Origin of the sequence: Rufibacter latericius, from assembly GCF_003721515.1 — a bacterium.
In the GTDB taxonomy this organism is placed as follows: domain Bacteria; phylum Bacteroidota; class Bacteroidia; order Cytophagales; family Hymenobacteraceae; genus Nibribacter; species Nibribacter latericius.
Window position 1 is genome coordinate 270,858 of the sequence record NZ_RJJD01000008.1, and the last position, 19,642, is coordinate 290,499.

Sequence of the window (19,642 nt, forward strand, 5' to 3'; positions counted from 1 at the left end):
GGTTGAATTTAGTTCGCGTATTTAGAGAGGAACTTGATCCGCATGAGGCGGAGGTCATCCTCGGTGTAATCGTCGGTGCCAAGTTCTTTGATGGCGGTAGCCATGTTATCGGTGGTGGCACTCATGAAATAGTCAATCACGTCTTGTTGGCGGTCATCGTCCAGCACTCCGTCTATGTAGTAGTCTAAGTTCAGTTTGGTACCGGAATAGCAGATGTGCTCAATCTCCTCGATCAGTTCAGACATGGTCAGGCCTTTGGAGGATGCGATCTCTTCCAGGTCCATCTTCTTGTCAATTTGCTGAATCACGTAGATTTTGAGTTTGGACTTGTTCACCGTGGTTTTCACCACCACATCAGCAGCGGTGACAATGTCGTTTTCCTCCACGTATTTGGAAATCAGCTCCAAAAACGGCTTCCCGAATTTCTGCACCTTGCCCATGCCCACCCCTGCGATGTGCGCCAAGTCTTCTTTGGTGGTAGGGTACGTGGTGGCCATCTCCTTGATAGACGGGTCCTGGAACAGCACATACGGCGGAAGGTTCATCTCTTTGGCCAGTTTCTTGCGCAGCGCCTTGAGCATGTCAAAGAGAACGGCATCATGCCCGGCAGCGGCCTGGGTTTCCTCTTTCTCTTCCTCTTGCTGCACTTCCTCGTCAAAGTTGTGGTCCTTGGCGAACTTGATGGCGTGCGGGCTTTGCAGGTATTTCTCGCCTTTCTCAGTGATCTTGAGCGTACCTACATTCTCAATGTCTTTCTCCAGGTAATCGAACAACAAGGCCTGACGGATGATGGAGTTCCAGAAAGTGGGTTCCTGCTCTTTGCCCACGCCAAACACCTCTAACTGGTCATGGCTGTAGCTTTCCACGTACTGGTCTTTGAACCCGATGATTACGTTCACCAGGTGTTCTATCGCAAAACGCTGGTTCGTCTGAACAACGGCTTTCAAAGCGTAGGTTAATTCCTGCTCGGCCTCAAACTTTTCTTTAGGGTGCGTACAGTTGTCGCAGAAGCCGCAATCCTTGTCATACTGTTCCCCGAAGTAGTGCAACAGCTGGCGGCGGCGGCACACGGCTGAATCTGCATAAGAGGCCATTTCCTGCAGAAGCAACTTGGAGTTGTCGCGCTCGGTAACGGGCTTGTCTTTGCTGAATTTCTCCAGCTTCACAATGTCATCGTAGCTGTAGAACATGAGGCAGTTGCCTTCCAGTCCATCACGACCGCCGCGGCCGGTTTCCTGGTAGTAGCCTTCAATGGATTTAGGGGTGTCGTAGTGAATCACGAACCGAACATCGGGCTTGTCAATCCCCATGCCGAACGCGATCGTGGCTACAATTACATCCACGTCTTCGTTCAGGAACGCGTCCTGGTTGGCCATGCGGATATTAGAATCCAACCCGGCGTGGTACGGCAACGCTTTAATGTCATTCACCTGCAGCAACTCAGCAATCTCTTCTACCTTTTTGCGGCTGAGGCAGTAGATGATCCCGCTTTTGCCTTTGTGCTTTTTGATGTACTGGATAAGCTGCTTTTTGGTGTTGTGCTTAGGTCTTACCTCGTAGTACAGATTTGTACGATTGAAAGAAGACTTGAACACCGAGGCATCGTCCATCTGCAGGTTTTTCTGGATGTCCAGCTGCACCTTGGGCGTGGCCGTGGCGGTCAACGCAATGATGGGAAGATTACCGATGTTGTCAATGATGCCTCTGATCTTGCGGTACTCGGGCCGGAAGTCATGGCCCCACTCTGAGATACAGTGCGCCTCGTCAATGGCTACGAAGGCGATTTTGGCTTGTTTCAGAAAATCAAGGGTATCTTCTTTGGTAAGCGATTCTGGGGCTACGTACAGCAGTTTCACCTCGCCGCTCACTGTTTCCTTTTTCACCTTGTTCATCTCCGCTTTTGAAAGCGTGGAGTTCAGGAACTGGGCATTTATCCCGAAAGCGTTCAACTGATCCACCTGGTTTTTCATCAGCGCGATAAGGGGCGAAATCACAATAGCCGTCCCTTCCATGGCCAAAGCAGGGAGCTGGTAGCAAAGTGATTTCCCGGCACCAGTAGGCATGATCACGAAGGTGTTCTTGCCAGACATGATGTTTTCTATAATCGCCTCCTGGTTTCCCCTGAATTGACTATAGCCGAAAACTTCCTTTAATTTGTTCTTTAATGATTCTTGTTTTACTAACATGTAATATGCTTGTTGTGAGAAACAAGGTTTGTACTTTCTTTTGTTGTCTTGTCTAATACAAATCTAACTTGAATATCACGAAAAATATCAAAAGCACCGCAAAAAAAGTGTTGCAGGAAGAAGCTGCCGCAATTCTTCAGCTAGCCGACTACATAGACGACAGCTTTGAGGCGTGTGTGCAGGCAATTCTGGCCATCAGGGGCCGCGTGGTGGTCACTGGTATTGGAAAAAGCGCCAATATTGCCTCCAAAATAGTGGCTACGCTTAACTCTACCGGCACCCCTGCCCTTTTCATGCACGCCGCCGATGCCATCCACGGTGACCTGGGAATGATCCAGGCCGATGATTTCGTGATCTGCCTCTCCAAGAGCGGCAACACACCTGAAATAAAAGTATTGGTACCGCTCCTTAAACGCAAAGGGACCCCCCTGGCCGCTTTGGTATCCAACACAGATTCCTATCTGGCCCAACAAGCCGATTTTGTTTTGAACGCCACCATTGAGCGCGAAGCCTGCCCTAATAACCTGGCCCCTACCACCAGCACCACTGCCCACCTGGCTTTGGGTGATGCCTTAGCGGTCTGTCTCCTGGAATCCCGTAATTTCAGCAAAGAGGATTTTGGGGCCCTGCATCCCGGGGGTTCCCTGGGCAAGCGGCTTTACCTGAAAGTAGGCGACATTTACAGCCTGAACGCGGCGCCCCAGGTCAGCACCGATGCCACGCTGAAGGAGATCATCATTGAAATTTCTTCAAAACGGTTGGGGGCTACTGCAGTTCTGGATAATTCTGGTAACTTAACCGGTATAATCACCGATGGAGACTTACGCCGGATGCTCTCCAATTTTGAGAATTTAGCCGGTATCAAAGCTTCGGATATCATGACGCCCTCGCCCCTCACCATCGATTGCGGGGAATATGCCGTAGAAGCCTTAGTCACCATGCAGAAAAAAAATATTACGCAACTCATCGTCACCAAAAATGGCACATTTGCCGGCTTTGTGCACCTGCATGATTTACTAAAAGAAGGATTAGTATAAAATGAACGACAATACCTATGTAGTAATCATGGCAGGAGGCATTGGGAGCCGCTTCTGGCCGTTCAGCAGAGTGAATCATCCCAAACAATTCCATGATGTACTGGGCATTGGCGAAAGCATGCTCCAGACCACGGTCAAACGATTTGAAGGCATATGCCCGCCCGAGAACATCTTTGTGGTCACGCACCGCGATTATGCCAACCTGGTACGCGAGCATCTGCCTGACCTTTCAGAAAACCAGATCCTACAGGAACCAATCGGACGGAACACGGCGGCCTGTATTGCCTACGCCTGCTTTAAGATCGCGAAGCGAAGCCCTAACGCCAACATTGTAATTGCGCCCGCAGACCACGTGATCCTGCGGGAAGATTCTTTCCGAAACTGCATAAAAGAAGCACTGGCTGCTACCGCTAAAAGCGAGATTCTGGTAACGCTGGGCATTAAGCCGACCCGTCCCCACACCGGCTACGGGTACATCCAATTCATTGCCGACGAGAACCTGCACCTCAAAAAGGTAAAAACCTTTACTGAGAAACCTTCGCTGGAGATTGCCCAAATGTTTCTGGACAGCGGTGAATTTGTCTGGAATGCCGGCATCTTCATCTGGAATGCCCAGGCCATTTTGAAAGCATTCCACCAGTACCTAGGCGACATGGCCGAGACCTTTGAGGAAGGCATTCCGGTGCTGGACACCGACCAGGAAGAACAGTTCATCAACCGGGCGTACTCGCACTGCCGTAACATCTCCATTGACTATGGCATCATGGAGAAAGCAGACAACGTTTTTGTGATCCTGGGTGATTTCGGGTGGTCTGACCTAGGCAGTTGGGACTCGCTCTACAGTTTGTCTGAGAAAACCCCTGAGGGCAACGTGATTGATGGCAACGTGCTGGCCTATGACGTCAGGAACTGTATCATCAAAGCCCCGCATGACCAATTGGTAGTAGTGCAGGGTCTGGAAGATTACATTGTGGCAGCCTATGACAACGTGTTCATGGTGTGCCGACGGGAAGATGAGCAAAAAGTTAAAGACTTCGTGGCCGATGCCAAAGCCATGAAAGGGCAGAACTATATTTAGAGATCAATCACTACGCAAAAAGGCGGAGCATCCTGAGTTCAGGGTGCTCCGCCTTTTTGCGTGAAGGAAAAGCTCTAGTTGGTTTCAGACTGCCTTACCAAGTGGTACACATCGGTTACCTCTCCCGTTTTCCGGGTAAGGGTAATTCCTCCTTCCTGATTTGTGCTCAGCGCAAAGGCTCCGTCCAAAATGAGTGTCCAGTCAAACTCTGCCGTCATGAACGAAGCATTTTTAAAAGTCACTTCCTGCCCATTTACCTGATAGGTTCCTTGCCCAATAGCCGGATATTTCAAGTGGTCACTGCTGCCAGAGAAAGAATTGCCGTCAAAGACTAAAGTGACATTGGCTCTGGGGTAGTCTGCAATAGGGCTTGACCGCTGGAAAGTCCCGGTGTAAGTACCACTGGGCAGTACGGCGGGAGCATCTTCCTTGTCAAAGCAGGAAAACAGGAACAGCGATAGAAACAGAAGGAGTAAAGTATTTTTCATAGGGTAGCTTTTTACTCAAGACCCTGTTGGGGAACAAAAGGCTGCATTGGAGTCAGGAAATAAATATGCAATTTCTCCTCCAAAAGGCTTTCATGCAAATAGCCTTTTAGGCCTGATTTCATGAAAAAAGACCCAAAAGGCTATACCTTAGAAATATCATTCTCCAACAAAAACCTATTCCGCTTTGCGCTGTCTCAGGGCTTCATAAAGAATAATGCCACTGGCCACCGACACGTTCAAGGATTGCACTTGACCAATCATCGGGATTTTCACGCGCACATCGGCTCTTTTCAGGTATTCAGGAGAAATACCGTCTTCTTCGCTGCCCATGAGCACAGCTACAGGCCCGGTGAGGTCCACGGCAGCATCGGTGAGGATATCGTCGGCTTTCTCGGTACAGGCTACTACCCTGATGCCAGATTGCTTCAGGAAGTGCAGGGTATCTTTCAGGTTATGCTCGCGGCAAACCGGGATTAGGTTCAGAGCACCGGCCGAGGTTTTCAGGGCATCGGCGTTGATCTGGGCAGCTCCGCGGCTGGGAATCACAATGGCGTCCACGCCCATACACTCGGCGTTCCGGGCAATGGCCCCGAAGTTCCGGACATCGGTAATCCGGTCCAGAACCAGCAGCAATGGATCTTTGCCTTTTTCAAAAAGAGAGGCTACAATCTCATCCAGGGGAGAATAAGAAATCGCGGACAGGTAGGCTACCGCACCCTGGTGGTTTTTACGGGTAAGTTGGTCCAGCTTCTCGTTCGGTACCAAAGAGATAGGAATCTGCGCCTCGCGGGCCAGTTCGGTGATCTCCTGGCTGATGCTGTGCTTGGCTCCTTTCAGCAGATAGATTTTCTCCATGGTCTTACCGGCGTGCAGGGCTTCCAGGATCGGCCGAAGGCCGAACACCATCTCCATTTTATCTACCTTGGGTGGGCCGTAGAATTTTGGCTTTCCGCCACCGTCTCTATCTCTGTAATTTCTGTTTTCCATGGATGTTATGCGTTGATCTGCAGCCGCACTGCTTTTCTGAATTGCCTGCAAAGGTAGCCGTATTTCCGCAGAAATGTAACAGAAGCTATTTCTCGGGATTTCAGGCAAAAGAAGAACACTACCAAGATTGCCTTCTCCCTCCTTTCATACGGCTAAACCCTGGAACAAGCCTCCTGTTTTCAAGCCATTTTTCCGGAAACAACCTAAAAACGGGAGATACTTAAAAACAGAACGGCCGGTCATCTCTGACCGGCCGTTCTGTTCAATTTAATACAGTTACTTGCCCATTTGGCCGTAGTACTGCATGAACTTCTGCTCAATTTCGGCTGATTTCTGGGTCATGCCTACCTGGCGCGACACCTGAATCAACTGCTGCATGATAAACAGGTTGATGCGGATCTCGGTCTCGAACATGGAGCTTTGGGTAAAGTAGTACCGCAGCGCGGCATCTGAACGGGCGGACATGGTGTTCACGATCTCCTGGGCGCGTTTCTGATCGCCTACCTCGTACAACGGCACCACGAACGGCGGAATGTAGTAGTCGTACGGGATGGATTTGTCTGGCAACTGCGCGAAGCAGTAGTCCATGATCTTCTTGGCGGTGGCTTTGTCGCCGGCTTTCAGGTACTCCAGGGTCAGTTGGTAATACTTGTCGCGGGCGTTGGCCGGGAAACGTAGGTAGTTTTCGTCGTAGAAAATATCCGTGCGGTCCAGGTTGCGCCAAGAGAATTTGTTCATCATGTTGTCATACATGATGTCTTTGGCGATGTAGCCCATCTGGTCGTTGCTTCTGCTTTGCACCGGAACCACTCTGTAAGCAAGTCCCTCTAACTGCAGGTAGTTGTCCAAGCCCATGAAGTCAGAGTTATCGGCGGTGGTGGAGAAGTATACCGGTCGTTTCCAGTTGTTATTGGCAATCAAGTCCAGAATGGCCAAGTGCTTTTTCTCCAGACCACTCTTGTCAATGGTGAAGCGCATCTGGCTCACGACGGAGTCTCTGTAAGCAGGTGCTACGGCATTGTTCGCCAGCACCGCGTTTTTGTCCACGTTCAGGAAGAAGTTCTTCGTAGGAAAAGACAGGTACGTGCGTCCGGCACGGTCTCCAATCTGCAGGGCCTGGTGGTTCTGTTTCACCAACTGGATGTACTGCTGAAGGTCAATTCCGCTGGCTACTTCCGGACGCTCCACATAGGGCAGGTAGTCGTTGATTCCCTGGCGATAGTTCTCGTTTTCCAGACTCATGGGGAACGGCTCAGATTGGTAGGCCTGGCGTTTCATCTGATCCAGGTACCAATCGGTGTTCATGTAGCTCAACACGGCCACGCGTACATCGGTCCGGAAACCTTCCACTTCCTGGGCGTACCACAGCGGGAACGTATCGTTGTCTCCGTTGGTGAACAGGATAGCGTTAGGCGCCACCGAGCTCAGTAGGTTCTTCGCCGAGTCAACGGAATGGTAACGGTCTGAACGGTCATGGTCGTCCCAGCCCTGGGCCGCCATCACCCCCGGGATCAGCAAACCTATCACAGAAGCAACTACGCCTGCCAGAATATCAGACTTCAACGTTCTGCGCAGGAAATCGGCGATAGCCAGAACGCCCAGGCCAATCCAGATACAGTACGCGTAGAAAGCCCCGGCGAAAGTGTAATCCCGTTCGCGCGGCTCAATAGGCGGCTGGTTCAGGTACAGCACAATGGCAATACCGGTGAAGAAGAACAGAAGACCAACCACAAAGGCATCGCGCTGTTTTCTTCTCAATTGGTAAATCAAGCCCAGAATCCCCAGCGCCAAGGGCAACATGAAGAAGTTGTTACGAGCTTTGCTTTCAGAGATGCGGTCAGGCAGGCCATCGTTGCCTTCCCATGGCCACAGCACACCAGATTGCTGGATGTCACCCTCGCGGCCCACAAAATTCCAGCCGAAGTACCGCCAGAACATGTGTCCCATCTGGTAATTGATCAAGAAGCTCATGTTCTGCCCAAAGGTGGGCTTCTGGCCTTCCTGAATATCTACCCACTTTTTGTATTGGGCAATATGCCCTGGCTGGCTGCTGTACAGACGCGGCAACAGCACTTTGTCTTTGGAATCATACACCGGCTCCACCTTGCGGCCAACCTCAATGTATTTGTCTTCGCCCTTGATATACTGAGCAGCGCCTTCCTTCTGGTCAACAGGTTCGGCATTGAACTGCGGCCCGAACAGCAACGGACGGTCACCGTACTGCTCGCGCTTGAGGTAAGACACGAAGCTTACAATATTCTCAGGGTCGTTCTCATCAATGGTTGGGTCGTAGCCCGAGCGGATTGGGATGATCAGGTAAGAAGAGTACCCGATTAGCACGAAGATAAAACTCAACAGCGCGGTGTGCAGCGTCCGGTTTCCGGTTTTGATGGCGTAACGTACGGCCCACACGATGAGCCCGATGAACAGCGCCACAAAGAAGATCACGCCTGCGCCAAACGGCAACCCGAAGCTGTTCACAAACAACACTTCAAAAGAACCGGCAATGGAAGGCAAGCCTGGGATGATTCCCACCAATACCACACCTAAAATCACGGCACTCACCACCAGGGTGATAAGAGCGCCTTTATTCGTGTATTTTTTAAGCCGGAAAAAGAAAATGAAGGCCAAAGCAGGAATGGCTACCAGGTTCAGCAAATGGACGCCAATAGAAAGGCCCACCATGTAAGCGATCAAAATCAGCCATTTATCTGAAACGGCATCGTGCGCGCGGCTTTCCCAGCGCAACATGGCCCACACGACAAAAGCAGTAAAGAAAGAAGAGAAGGCATACACCTCTGCTTCTACCGCTGAGAACCAGAAAGAGTCTGAAAACGTGAAGGCAAGGGCTCCCACGGCAGCAGCGCCCATGATGGCAATGGTTTGGCCCAAGGTAGGCACCACGGTTTCTTCAGGGGCAGTAGCGGTGGCCATCGCGCCCAAAGTGCTGGGGCGCTGGGAAGGCACCAGAAGTTTACGGGCCAGGATACTGATGGTCCAGAACAGGAACAGCACAGTAAAGGAACTGGAAAGGGCCGAGAGTAGATTCACCCACCAGGCTACCTGCGCCGGTTCACTTGCAAACAAAGAGAAAATACGGCCCAGCAACAGGTAAAAAGGAGCCCCGGGCGGGTGCGGCACTAAGAGCTTATAGGAACAGGCAATGAATTCTCCGCTGTCCCAGAAACTGGCCGTTGGCTCTAGGGTAAGTACATACGCGATGGTGGCCACCGCAAATACCAGCCAACCCACCAGATTGTTGATCCGATTGTATTGCAACATGATGTGTTAAAGATTGAACCCTCGAAATTAGCAATTTTCTGAACGTCTAGCCTCTTGCCAACCCCAATAAATAAAAAAAGAGCCAGCTTAGGCTGGCTCTTCTATAACTTACGCAGCGAAAGATTATTGCTGCTGCAGAATCAGTCGTTTGGTTTCCACCATCTTTTCGTTCACCAGCAGGCTATAGAAATAGATGCCGGCCGGCAAGGGAGAAAGGTCCACCACAATGGTCTCAGTAGTGGTAGGCTTGGCTACCGGAATCTCTTTATATACTTTCCCAATCGCGTTGGAGATTCTGATCTTATAGGTTTCATCACCCAGCGAGCTAAGCGAAATGCGGGTTACTCCTCTGGAGGGGTTGGGGTAAGCGTTCAGAGAAGGAATCAATTTAGGCTCCTTGGTTCCCTGCCCTCCGGTAAGGATTTTACTTGCACTGGCATATACCGCCGCCACCTGGCGCAGGCCTGGTTTGGTGGCCATCACACCCGGACTTTTAGTCAGGTAATGCAAGGGAGAATATTTTTTTATGTTCGGGTTATAGGAAGAAAAATTAACAGCAGGCAATATCCCAAAATCTGTCACCGTTAAACTCGCAGACGTTCTCCAATTCTGGAAAACGGTATCAGATTTTGCAGAAGTAGCCGTATGGGTACCCAAAGGCAAACCGCCGGGAACCACGCCCAGAGTAGATGCTTTGCTGCCTAAAACTATGCCCAGGGTTAAAATCCCCAGGAAAACACGTGTAAAAATTTTCATACCATATGTGCCAAGAAGTTGGTGTCTCCTTTCGGATTGGTTCAAATATAACAAGGGATCCTTAAACTACAAACAAAACAATAGGATTTTCTCTATCTATTTCTACAAATAAACCAATAAGCCCTTTTAAAGTTTCAAATTGTTTTAAGGCTATATTTCAAAAACTAGGCCAAAACCATTAATCCTCTATCACAAATTTTATTTCCTGGAACTGGAAGAACTGCAATTTCTGTTCTATGAGTACTGCCAAACGTCCGGCAGCGTCTACACCGGTAATCTGCCCGGGCCGTATCTGTCCTCCCACCTCGAAAGAATGCCATTCCTGGTAGCGGTACAAGTGCTGTAGGTATTCCCTTTTTTGCGCCTCAACTGCTCCGCTGCGTAACATAAGGTATCTGCGCTCCATATTTTCCAGTAACTTGCTGATGAGCCTGGAAAGCGGAAGTTGCTGCCCGGTGAGTAAAGCCAGCGAAGTGGCGCGTGAATGAGCAAAGGTTACTTGGTTCACATTGAGCCCTATGCCTACCACACTGTGCTGAAGAAACCGGCCGCTCACGGAGTTCTCGATCAGAATGCCGCCTACTTTTTGGTTGTGGCAGTACAGATCATTGGGCCATTTGAGGGTAGCACCGGCAGGCAGGTATTCCTGCACCAGGTCAAGTACTGCCAGTGAAACAGCAATGTTGAGCGAGAACTGGTGCTGGGCCTCTAAAAAGGTTGGCTTTAAAATGACAGATAACGTAATGTTTTTGTCAGGTTCCACGTCCCAGGTATTGCCACGTTGGCCGCGCCCACCCGTTTGGGCACCAGCCACTATGACACAACCATCCGTGGCCCCATTTTTGTAAAGAAGCTCATGTGCCTCTGTGTTGGTAGAGGCACATTCTGGCAGAAAAATAAGTTGCTGGCCTATAAAAAGGGTATCTGGCGAAATTTTTTGCAAAGACATTCGTATTTTTGAAGATCAAATTTATATTTCCCAAATGAAACACAACACGATTCAGGACAATTCCGACATATTGGCAGAACTGGTAGTAAAAGGCATGCAGGAAAGAAAAGCAGCCGATATTGTCGTTCTTAACCTGAAATCTTTGAAGAATGCCGTCTCTGACTACTTTATCATAAGCTCGGCTAGCTCAGACACCCAATTGGATGCCATTGCTACGTCTATTGAAGAAGAAGTTTTCAAACTTACCAAAGAACACCCTTGGCAGAGTGAAGGCCGCACCAACCGCGAGTGGGTGGTGCTTGACTACGTTGATGTAGTAGCCCATATCTTTCTTAAGGACAAACGTAATTTCTACGCACTGGAAGAACTCTGGGGCGATGCCGAGATTACGCACGTAGAGCCTACCGAGGGCTCTGCTACGGCTGTACGCTAAACAAAGCGCCAGCCCAGAGGTTTACCTTTTATTGAGAGAGAACAACCCATGACAGAAAAACCAGAAAAAAAGAAAAAAAGGAAAATAATACCCACCACTCCGCCGCGCCCAACCATGCAGATTTGGGTTCTGGCCGCTTTAGTGATCTTTATTTTCGGACTTACATATTACAATAACCTCAACGCCACCATTGAAATCCGGCAGCCTCGTTTCGAGGAAATGCTGTTGGCGCAGGACGTGAAGAAAGTAGCGGTAGTGAACAACAACGTGGCTGAGGTAACCTTGAAAGAGGAAGCGCTCAAAAACGAGAAGTACCGTGCCGAGTTGGAAAGCCGCGGGGGAGGGTTCAGCATGAACACCCAGGGCGCTCAGTACCACTTCCCTATCATCACCGCTGAGAGCTTTAAGCAGGATTTAGATCAATTGCAGGCAAACCTTCCGCGCGAGCAACGGGTGCCTCTGGAGATTGAGAAACGTACCGGACTTCTGGAACTCCTGATGGGCTGGCCATTCTTCATCCTGCTCATGGTAGGTTTCTGGTTCCTGATGCGCCGCATGGCCACCGGGGGAGCTGGCGGACAGATCTTCAACATCGGAAAATCGCGCGCCGCACTGTTTGACGCCGAGAACAAGGTGAAGATCACGTTCAAAGACGTAGCCGGCCTGGAGGAAGCCAAAGAAGAAATCCAGGAGATTGTCGAGTTCCTGAAAAACCCCACCAAGTTCACCATTCTGGGAGGTAAAATCCCGAAGGGTGCGTTGCTGGTAGGTCCTCCGGGTACCGGTAAAACCTTGTTGGCTAAAGCCGTTGCCGGCGAGGCCGAGGTTCCGTTCTTCTCCCTTTCTGGGTCAGACTTCGTGGAGATGTTCGTAGGGGTGGGTGCTGCCCGTGTGCGTGACCTGTTCAAGCAAGCGAAAGCCAAGGCCCCGTGTATCATCTTCATTGACGAGATCGATGCGATTGGTCGTTCCAGAAGCCGCGGGCAGATGCCAGGCGGGAACGATGAGCGCGAGAACACCCTGAACTCCCTGTTGGTAGAGATGGATGGTTTCGCGACAGACTCTGGAGTTATCATCCTGGCTGCCACCAACCGCCCAGACATTCTGGACTCTGCTTTGCTGCGCCCAGGACGTTTTGACCGCCAGATCAGCATTGACAAACCAGACATCAACGGCCGTACCCATATCTTCGGGGTGCACTTAGGACCTTTGACGTTGGCCAGTGACGTGGATGCGAAGAAATTGGCAGCCCAGACTCCTGGTTTCGCCGGTGCTGAGATCGCCAACGTGTGTAACGAGGCGGCCTTGATCGCTGCCCGCCGGAACAAAAAGGCGATTGAAATGCAGGACTTCAACGATGCCATTGACCGTGTGATTGGTGGCTTGGAGAAGAAAAACAAAATCATCTCTCCGCAGGAAAAGAAAATCGTGGCCTACCACGAAGCCGGCCACGCCATTGCGGGTTGGTTCCTGGAGCACTGTGATCCGTTGGTGAAAGTAAGTATCGTTCCACGTGGTGTTGCCGCGTTAGGGTATGCCCAGTACTTGCCGAAAGAGCAGTTCCTGTACAACACAGAGCAGTTGGTAGACGAGATGTGTATGGCCCTGGGTGGCCGTGCAGCTGAGCAGATCGTGTTCGGGAAAATCTCTACCGGTGCCTTGAGTGACCTGGAACGAATTACCAAAATGGCCTACAGCATTGTGACCATGTACGGCATGAATGACCGCATCGGGAACCTGTCGTTTTATGACTCCAAGCAGCCAGACAACACGTTTACGAAGCCTTATTCAGAAACTACCGCTGAAACGATTGACTCTGAAGTAAGAGTGCTGGTAGGCGATGCCTATAACCGTACCCTTCAGTTACTTTCTGACAGACGTAACGAGTTGGAAATGGTGGCGCAGGAACTGTTAGAGAAGGAAATCCTTTTCCAGCATGATCTGGAGCGTTTGGTTGGCCCAAGACCTTTCGAGGGCTTAACTAACTACCAGGCTCATACTGCCGGTACAGACCGTAGCAAAACCCAGAGTGAAGTGGCCGGTGAAAACCATATCATCACCCCATCTGGTGCGCAGCAAAACCAGGAAGACACGCCTACGGCTGCAGAGCCTACTGGTGCACCGTCTTCCAGCGGAGAAGGCACTACATTCAATTCGTAGCCCTTTTCTGAAAAGTAGGCCCTAAACGGAAATACAACATGTACGAAGCCAAATCCAAAGAGATTGTGCTCCGCAAGGTAAGAGAGGCGCTGGCTAAGTCAGCGCCTTTTCTGCCTCCTACCCCAGACTTCTCTACCTCGGTCTACGGCCCCTTGCTGGAAGACCTTTCGGTGCTTTTCGCCGAAACCTTCATCCGGAACAGCGGTACCTTTGTGTACTGCGAGAACGAGGAAGACTTCTTTGACCAGCTCTTTGAGTTCAAGAAAGAGCGCGGCATAGAGAACATGTACGTGTGGGAACCAGCCCTGAAGAAAATCCTGCACGCCGGCGGCATCAATTTCAACGGCACCGAGGAGGAATTCATCGGCAATGCCCAGGCATCGCTCACTACCTGCGAAGCCCTGGTGGCGCGTACCGGCAGCATCCTGGTTTCCTCCGCAAACGCCAGTGGCCGGAGACTTTCTGTGTATCCGGCCATGCACTTGGTGGTAGCCAAATTGTCGCAGCTGGTACCAGACATCAAACAGGCTTTACAGTTTGTGCAGGGCAAGTACGGCAACCGATTGCCGTCTATGCTATCTTTGGTCAGTGGCCCCAGTCGTACCGCCGACATTGAGAAAACCTTAGTCATGGGTGCCCACGGCCCCAAAGAACTTATCCTTTTCCTCGTTGATGATCACACCGATTGACCACCTGCCGCCTGGTAAAAAAGTCTACTTTGCTTCAGATTTCCATTTAGGGGTACCTTCCCCCGAGCAGAGCCTGGCGCGCGAGAAAAAAATTGTGCGGTGGCTGGATCAGATCAAAGCAGATGCGCAGGCCATTTTCCTGGTAGGCGATATCTTTGATTTCTGGTTTGAGTACAAGCATGCCATTCCGAGGGGGTTTATCCGGTTACAAGGCAAACTCGCCGAGATCGCGGACAGTGGCATTCCTATCTACCTTTTCACGGGAAACCATGACATGTGGATGTTTGACTACTTCCCCAAGGAGCTCAACATCCCCGTGCTTCGGAAACCCGTCTCCGTTCAAATCGGACCCCATTCCTTTTTTATTGGCCACGGTGACGGCCTCGGCCCGAAAGACTACACGTATAAGGTCCTGAAGAAAGTCTTCGCTAATCCGGTAAGCCAGTGGTTTTTCGCCCGTATTCACCCCAACATGGGCATTGGATTGGCAAGTTTCTGGTCACGCCGAAGCCGCATCCAGAACACCAAGGTTGACGAAGTATTCAAGGGCGATGACGAGTGGTTGGTACATTACTGCCAACGGGTGGAAGAACGGCAGCACCATGATTTTTACGTCTTCGGGCACCGCCATTTACCCTTGGATCTGCCTATTGGGGAGCGAAGCCGTTACCTGAACCTAGGAGAATGGGTCAATTTTTGCTCCTATGCGGTATATGATGGTCAGGAACTCACCCTTACGTATTTTGAGAAAGAGCCTGCTTAGTTTCTGGTTAGGGCTGCTAGCTTGGCTGTTTTTGGTTCCTGTCACGTTGCAGGCCCAGACTCCGGCGTGGACACTTGCCTTTCGGCTACCGGCCAAAGGGAATACCCTGCTTTCCATTGACCGTTTTGACCGAGTTTACCTGTCAGATGCCCGGCAGAACATCATTCAATTAGACACCCTAGGAAGGGCTGTCAATACCTTTTCGCCGCCCATACAAGGCCGCGTAGCCATGGCGGAAGCCTGGAGTCCGGCCAAGATTACCGTCTTCTATGATGACCGCCAGCGGGTACAACTTCTAGATCGTTTCCTGACGCCTTTGGGCCTCGCCGATTTACGGGATTACACCGATGGAACCATCCGGGCTGCCACGCTTGCCGCTGATGACCGGCTCTGGCTTTTTGACGAGACCACTTTCCGATTGCTTAAGGTAGATACCCGCATCAACCGGGTAGTCTTTGAAAACCCGCTGGAACTGCTGCTGGATCGCCGCCAGCACGACATCACCTTCCTGCGAGAATACCAAAGCAAGCTGTACATGGTAGACCGCACCTCGGGCATCTACGTCTTTGACAATATGGGTAATTACCAAAAGAAGATTCCTCTGCCAAATCTAACTTACGTGGGCTTTGCAGGCGACGAGCTCTACTACCTATCTCAGAACCAACTGCATTTCCAGCACCTCTACTCGTTTCAGACCCGCACGATAGCCTTACCCGAACAGCCCCTTCCCTACCGACAAGTACTGGTGGGAGACAGATTCCTCTACCTGCTCACCTCTGATTCCCTCTTCGCCTACAGAAGAAAGCCCGGCTCCTTTTAAGCTTGTTTCCGGAAATTGGGCTTAAAGAAGGAACCACTGTCTTTAAAAATTAGAAAGTTGAAGCCTTCGGTGAGACAACAATGCGCCTCACTGCTTTGCAATCTGCAGGTCATAGTGGGTCCAAGTCGCAGACTTGAACCATGAGAGAAGAAAAAGAAGATTAAGAACCAATACTGCTGCTATACAACGCCCCAGTTGAAAGAACCCTATTCCAGTCTTTCGGGTGAGCGCCTAGGCAGGTTCCGTTGCCGCCAGGCATTGCGACTGCAAGGAGCAAAGGAAGCTGGCACAGCGCGAACCCGGAAGACGGGGCCCCGCGGCCGTGAGCGCACGGAGCCCAGCTATGGAACAAGAAAGCTTATGCACCCACGCAAACTCCGGGCCTTCGCCAGCACAAGCCAACTGCATGCACAAACCATCCCTCTAAATATCAAAAGAGCATCTATTTTAAGCCTATTTCTCTCAAATCATCCTTAAAACAGAAACAACTTCCTCCCTTATTCCTTCGCTAAAAACTTCAACCCCAGTACCCCAGCAATAATCAACCCGATGCAAATCAGGCGCACGGCATCTTTGGGCTCGTTAAACAGGAACATTCCCAGGACCACCGTTCCTACTGCCCCAATTCCAGTCCAGGAAGCGTAGGCGGTACCCACCGGCAAGGTGCGCATGGCTTGGGCCAACAAGACAAAGCTGAGAATCATGATCACCACGGTGATGACGGTAGGCCAGAGTTTGGTAAACCCTTCGGTATATTTCAACCCAATGGCCCAGCCAATTTCACACAGACCCGCCACTACCAAAAAAGCCCAAGCAGTATTCATAGATTTCATAAAAGACAAAAAGACAATAGAAAAGAAACAGTATAAATAGGTAAGTACTTAGTCCATAGATAGCACAGGTTCAGGAGGTTAATTTCCGCCTTGGTCAGGATTCCCTTGCTTGCTTGTGCCCAAAACTTCTATTTGCAAACTTAGCGAAAGTAATGCCTTACCACAGGTTCTTACGGCAACTTTTAATGACGCGTTGGAACCCAAGATTTTAATGAGACGGTCAGGCGGCATTGGGAAACCGCTAAAGGAAAGAATTGAATAAATAAAGGAACCACCAACGGCAGCACCTATTTCTCTCTTAAGGGCAAACAACAGAAGGGGTAAGTGCCGCCGTAAGGTGTTTTAAGATAGTTTCTATAAAAATAAGGGTATTAGATTTTTATCAACTTTTCAATTATGAGTAGAGCGCATTCCATCTTATCTTTCACCACGGTAAAGCGCCTACTGGCTTTTTGAACTATGCTGCTCTCTACCGAGTTTTTGGACAGGCTGTTTGTGCAGTCGCCCTTTATGAAGAAAAAATTTCAATTCAAGCATAAGCACTTGTTGCGCTATCTGGGCAACACGGGCATCGCTTTCCTTATATTCTGGACGTTCTTTTTTATCCATCGTACCGGGTTGCGGGACTTTGAGGCCACCGACGTTTTCCGGTTGCTCTACAATGCCCTCATGGTGAACGTGGTGCTGGAAGGAACGCGCCGCATTGCCAAACGCCTAAGCCGGAAGTATGACTGGCGCGAGTACGGGCTACGCCGCTTTATCTATGAATGGGTGGCGGTGCAGGTCTATATTTTGCTGGTGATGGTGCTGTTTGAGATCATGCCTCGGTTAATGTTAGGGCAGATCGCCTATGATTTCGGAGACCCCAATGCCATGCGCAACATCAAGGAAGTGTTTGTGTTTGGCAGCATCATCCTGCTGTTCGTGCACTTTATCCGGTCAGGGATCTATTTCTACAACCAGTGGCACCGCTACCTCATGCAGTCTGAGAAGCTGAAGAAGGAAACCATTAAAGTGCAGTTTGAATCCCTGAAGCAGCAGGTAAACCCGCACTTTTTGTTTAACAGCCTGAACGCGCTTTCTTCGCTTATCTACAAAGACCAGGATCTGGCGGCCAAGTTCGTGGAGCAGCTATCCAAAGTGTACCGTTACGTACTGGAGAACAAAGACAAAGAGTTGGTGACCCTGCACACCGAGCTAGACTTCATTTACTCCTACCTATTCCTGCTTAAGATCCGGTTCAGGGAGAACCTGCAGGTGAACATGGATGTGCCAGATCACCTCCTGAACCACCAGGTAGCTCCCCTGACCATGCAGTTGCTCATGGAAAACGCCATCAAGCACAACATTGTGAGCCGCGACGAGCCTCTGTTCATTGACGTGTTTGTGGAAGGCGATTACATCATCATCAAGAACAACCTGCAGTTGCGCGAAAGCCGCGAAGAGTCTACCGGAGTGGGTTTGAAGAACATCATCAACCGCTACAAATTCATCACCGATAAAAAAGTGGATGTAGAAGTAACCGCCCACGATTTCATTGCTAAATTACCGCTTCTAAACAACGCTGCCTGATGAACATCCTCCTGATCGAAGACGAATACCTGGCCTCCGAGAAACTGGAAGCCCAATTGCTGCGCTACGACCCCAGCATCCGGGTGGTGGGCACCATAGATTCCATCCGGAATGCGGTGAAATGGTTTGAGGCAAACCCCGCGCCTGACCTGGCCTTCTTGGACATCCATTTGTCTGACGGGAACAGTTTTGAGATCTTCCAGAAGGTAGAGGTAAAATGCCCCATCATCTTCACCACGGCGTATGACGAGTACGCAGTAAAGGCGTTCAAGGTGAACAGCATTGACTACCTGCTCAAGCCCATCAGCAACGAGGACCTGGCCGCGGCTATGGACAAGTTCAAGGCCCTGCGCAAAAGTCAGCCGGCCACCCCCGGCCTGGACATGCAGCAGATCATGGCCCTGCTGAACAAGAACTCCTCCCCAGTTGACACACCCAATTATAAAACCCGTTTTCTGGTGAAAACCGGTCAGAAAATACGGTCCGTCTCTACTGATGAGATCGCCTATTTTTACGCTGAGGACAAGATCGTTTTCCTCATCACCACCGCCGGACAGCGCTTCATCACCGACTATACCCTGGATACCCTGCAGGAATTGCTGGACCCTGAGCACTTCAGCCGGTTAAACCGTCAGTTCATAGCCCACATCCACTCCATAGACGAAATCCATCCGTACCTGAAAGGCCGCCTGAAAGTGTACGTGAAACCCGTCACCGACAAGGAAATCATCATCAGCAACGAGCGCGCCGCAGCCTTCAAAGAGTGGTTAGGCAAATAATCTCCTTTTAGGCCTGCTTTCGGGAAAACAGGCCTAAAAGCCTCCCCTTATTTCTGGGTGAATTCTTTCAGCATCCAGATAGTACAGGCGAAATGGCCCGAGTTGCCCAACGCATGCGGCAAGGGCTTGAAGCCCGCCTTTTCATACATACTAACCGCCTTGCCTAATTCTGGGAAGGACTCTAGGTACAGTTGTTTATAGCCCAGTTCCTGCGCTAATTTCAGGTTCATTTCCAGTAACTGGTATCCTATGCCTTTGCCCCGTGTCTCAGCGGCCAGGTAGAATTTCACCAGCTCGGCACATCCTTCCGGCAAACCTGGCGTGGGGTACACGCCGCAGCCTCCTAGGATTTCGCCGTTTTCCTCGGCCACCAGGTACGCACTTTCCGGGGTCTGGAACAGTTGGTACAGGGCATCGGTGGTGGGGTCTGTGTAGACTGTGCCCGGTTTGTCAATCTTAAACTCCCGGAAAACTTTTCTGATAAGTTCGGCCAAGGCCAGGTTGTCTTTCTCTTCTATCGCTCTGATGGAAATGCTCATAAGGGTAAGCTGACGCTCAGCGGAAATCAAGGTGTAAAATGACCAAGTCAACGCTTGGCTGGCCACAAAAGTAGAAACATTTCTTTTAGGCAAATCCGTAAGGCCATCCTGTTGTTTATCGCCTCCCTGGTTCGAAGGCCTTTTCCTGAAAACGGGCTTTAAACCGGCTTTGCTTCCCCTCCTGCTTCTTTTTCTGATAGCCGCTCATCTTTAGGCCTTCAAAGGGAACATTGCACAATCTTCGGGCAAGAAAAAACCTTTTAATCGGCTACCTTCTATTATTCAGTTGGT

General features: G+C 50.5%; 17 protein-coding genes. 9 read left to right on the forward strand and 8 right to left on the reverse strand.

Going from position 1 to position 19,642, the window contains the following annotated elements:
* Positions 1-8: 8 nt before the first annotated feature.
* Entirely contained in the window at positions 9-2,186 is a 2,178-nt protein-coding gene (gene recQ / locus EFB08_RS13190; protein ID WP_123127425.1) for a DNA helicase RecQ, read from the reverse strand.
* A gap of 68 nt (positions 2,187-2,254) precedes the next feature.
* On the opposite strand from recQ, the gene EFB08_RS13195 reads away from it, so the two are divergent.
* Both EFB08_RS13195 and EFB08_RS13200 read left to right on the forward strand, forming a co-directional pair.
* The gene (locus tag EFB08_RS13195; RefSeq protein ID WP_123127426.1) at positions 2,255-3,223 is read left to right on the forward strand and encodes a KpsF/GutQ family sugar-phosphate isomerase; all 969 of its coding nucleotides are present in this window, start codon (positions 2,255-2,257) and stop codon (positions 3,221-3,223) included.
* A 1-nt stretch (position 3,224) separates the two neighbouring features.
* Entirely contained in the window at positions 3,225-4,301 is a 1,077-nt protein-coding gene (locus tag EFB08_RS13200) for a mannose-1-phosphate guanylyltransferase (RefSeq protein ID WP_123127427.1), read from the forward strand.
* A gap of 74 nt (positions 4,302-4,375) precedes the next feature.
* Here EFB08_RS13200 and EFB08_RS13205 read toward each other — a convergent pair whose 3' ends face one another.
* The 5 genes from EFB08_RS13205 to EFB08_RS13225 all read right to left on the reverse strand — a co-directional run bounded on the left by EFB08_RS13205 (position 4,376) and on the right by EFB08_RS13225 (position 10,763).
* Entirely contained in the window at positions 4,376-4,789 is a 414-nt protein-coding gene (locus tag EFB08_RS13205; RefSeq protein WP_123127428.1) for a hypothetical protein, read from the reverse strand.
* A 174-nt stretch (positions 4,790-4,963) separates the two neighbouring features.
* Complete coding sequence (gene rlmB / locus EFB08_RS13210) at positions 4,964-5,776, reverse strand: 23S rRNA (guanosine(2251)-2'-O)-methyltransferase RlmB (RefSeq protein ID WP_123127429.1); 813 nt, start codon at positions 5,774-5,776, stop codon at positions 4,964-4,966.
* A 276-nt stretch (positions 5,777-6,052) separates the two neighbouring features.
* Positions 6,053-9,058, reverse strand: a complete 3,006-nt coding sequence (locus EFB08_RS13215) for a glycosyltransferase family 117 protein (protein WP_123127430.1) — start codon at positions 9,056-9,058, stop codon at positions 6,053-6,055.
* A gap of 123 nt (positions 9,059-9,181) precedes the next feature.
* Entirely contained in the window at positions 9,182-9,814 is a 633-nt protein-coding gene (locus EFB08_RS23790) for a T9SS type A sorting domain-containing protein (protein WP_227006333.1), read from the reverse strand.
* A 178-nt stretch (positions 9,815-9,992) separates the two neighbouring features.
* Positions 9,993-10,763 carry a biotin--[acetyl-CoA-carboxylase] ligase gene (locus EFB08_RS13225; RefSeq protein WP_227006334.1) on the reverse strand — a complete coding sequence of 257 codons (771 nt, stop codon included), beginning with the start codon at positions 10,761-10,763 and terminating at the stop codon, positions 9,993-9,995.
* A 34-nt stretch (positions 10,764-10,797) separates the two neighbouring features.
* Here EFB08_RS13225 and rsfS point away from each other — a divergent pair, with 34 nt between their 5' ends.
* Genes rsfS through EFB08_RS13250 form a run of 5 tightly spaced genes read left to right on the forward strand, consistent with a single transcriptional unit; the run spans position 10,798 to position 15,628 of the window.
* Positions 10,798-11,196 carry a ribosome silencing factor gene (rsfS, locus tag EFB08_RS13230; protein ID WP_123127431.1) on the forward strand — a complete coding sequence of 133 codons (399 nt, stop codon included), beginning with the start codon at positions 10,798-10,800 and terminating at the stop codon, positions 11,194-11,196.
* Between the two features lie 48 nt (positions 11,197-11,244).
* Complete coding sequence (ftsH, locus tag EFB08_RS13235) at positions 11,245-13,356, forward strand: ATP-dependent zinc metalloprotease FtsH (RefSeq protein WP_123127432.1); 2,112 nt, start codon at positions 11,245-11,247, stop codon at positions 13,354-13,356.
* Between the two features lie 38 nt (positions 13,357-13,394).
* Positions 13,395-14,045 (forward strand): LutC/YkgG family protein, encoded by a 651-nt coding sequence (locus EFB08_RS13240; protein ID WP_123127433.1) that lies wholly within the window; start codon positions 13,395-13,397, stop codon positions 14,043-14,045.
* A complete protein-coding gene (locus EFB08_RS13245) occupies positions 14,029-14,808 on the forward strand; it encodes a UDP-2,3-diacylglucosamine diphosphatase (protein WP_123127434.1) in 780 nt (259 codons plus the stop codon). The genes EFB08_RS13240 and EFB08_RS13245 overlap by 17 nt, the downstream gene beginning before the upstream one ends.
* Entirely contained in the window at positions 14,789-15,628 is an 840-nt protein-coding gene (locus EFB08_RS13250; RefSeq protein WP_123127435.1) for a hypothetical protein, read from the forward strand. The genes EFB08_RS13245 and EFB08_RS13250 overlap by 20 nt, the downstream gene beginning before the upstream one ends.
* A 497-nt stretch (positions 15,629-16,125) precedes the next feature.
* On the opposite strand, the gene sugE is transcribed toward EFB08_RS13250, so the two are convergent.
* Positions 16,126-16,452, reverse strand: coding sequence for a quaternary ammonium compound efflux SMR transporter SugE (gene sugE, locus EFB08_RS13255; RefSeq protein ID WP_227006335.1), 327 nt, complete (start codon positions 16,450-16,452; stop codon positions 16,126-16,128).
* A gap of 519 nt (positions 16,453-16,971) precedes the next feature.
* Here sugE and EFB08_RS13265 point away from each other — a divergent pair.
* Positions 16,972-18,033: a sensor histidine kinase gene (locus tag EFB08_RS13265; protein WP_165864891.1), complete on the forward strand. Its 1,062-nt coding sequence runs from the start codon at positions 16,972-16,974 to the stop codon at positions 18,031-18,033.
* Positions 18,033-18,812 (forward strand): LytR/AlgR family response regulator transcription factor, encoded by a 780-nt coding sequence (locus tag EFB08_RS13270; RefSeq protein WP_123127439.1) that lies wholly within the window; start codon positions 18,033-18,035, stop codon positions 18,810-18,812. Before EFB08_RS13265 ends, EFB08_RS13270 begins: the two co-directional genes overlap by 1 nt.
* 47 nt (positions 18,813-18,859) lie before the next feature.
* Here the strand turns inward: EFB08_RS13270 and EFB08_RS13275 are convergent, their stop codons facing one another.
* Positions 18,860-19,444, reverse strand: a complete 585-nt coding sequence (locus tag EFB08_RS13275; RefSeq protein WP_227006336.1) for a GNAT family N-acetyltransferase — start codon at positions 19,442-19,444, stop codon at positions 18,860-18,862.
* Positions 19,445-19,642: the final 198 nt, after the last annotated feature.

What these genes read in the sequence shown, in the direction of transcription:
- recQ (WP_123127425.1), bottom strand. Translation starts at nt 2,186, where the DNA reads ATGTTAGTAAAACAAGAATCATTAAAGAACAAATTAAAGGAAGTTTTC.
- EFB08_RS13200 (WP_123127427.1), top strand. Translation starts at nt 3,225, where the DNA reads ATGAACGACAATACCTATGTAGTAATCATGGCAGGAGGCATTGGGAGC.
- EFB08_RS13205 (WP_123127428.1), bottom strand. Translation starts at nt 4,789, where the DNA reads ATGAAAAATACTTTACTCCTTCTGTTTCTATCGCTGTTCCTGTTTTCC.
- rlmB (WP_123127429.1), bottom strand. Translation starts at nt 5,776, where the DNA reads ATGGAAAACAGAAATTACAGAGATAGAGACGGTGGCGGAAAGCCAAAA.
- EFB08_RS13215 (WP_123127430.1), bottom strand. Translation starts at nt 9,058, where the DNA reads ATGTTGCAATACAATCGGATCAACAATCTGGTGGGTTGGCTGGTATTT.
- EFB08_RS23790 (WP_227006333.1), bottom strand. Translation starts at nt 9,814, where the DNA reads ATGAAAATTTTTACACGTGTTTTCCTGGGGATTTTAACCCTGGGCATA.
- EFB08_RS13225 (WP_227006334.1), bottom strand. Translation starts at nt 10,763, where the DNA reads ATGTCTTTGCAAAAAATTTCGCCAGATACCCTTTTTATAGGCCAGCAA.
- rsfS (WP_123127431.1), top strand. Translation starts at nt 10,798, where the DNA reads ATGAAACACAACACGATTCAGGACAATTCCGACATATTGGCAGAACTG.
- ftsH (WP_123127432.1), top strand. Translation starts at nt 11,245, where the DNA reads ATGACAGAAAAACCAGAAAAAAAGAAAAAAAGGAAAATAATACCCACC.
- EFB08_RS13240 (WP_123127433.1), top strand. Translation starts at nt 13,395, where the DNA reads ATGTACGAAGCCAAATCCAAAGAGATTGTGCTCCGCAAGGTAAGAGAG.
- EFB08_RS13245 (WP_123127434.1), top strand. Translation starts at nt 14,029, where the DNA reads ATGATCACACCGATTGACCACCTGCCGCCTGGTAAAAAAGTCTACTTT.
- sugE (WP_227006335.1), bottom strand. Translation starts at nt 16,452, where the DNA reads ATGAATACTGCTTGGGCTTTTTTGGTAGTGGCGGGTCTGTGTGAAATT.
- EFB08_RS13265 (WP_165864891.1), top strand. Translation starts at nt 16,972, where the DNA reads ATGAAGAAAAAATTTCAATTCAAGCATAAGCACTTGTTGCGCTATCTG.
- EFB08_RS13270 (WP_123127439.1), top strand. Translation starts at nt 18,033, where the DNA reads ATGAACATCCTCCTGATCGAAGACGAATACCTGGCCTCCGAGAAACTG.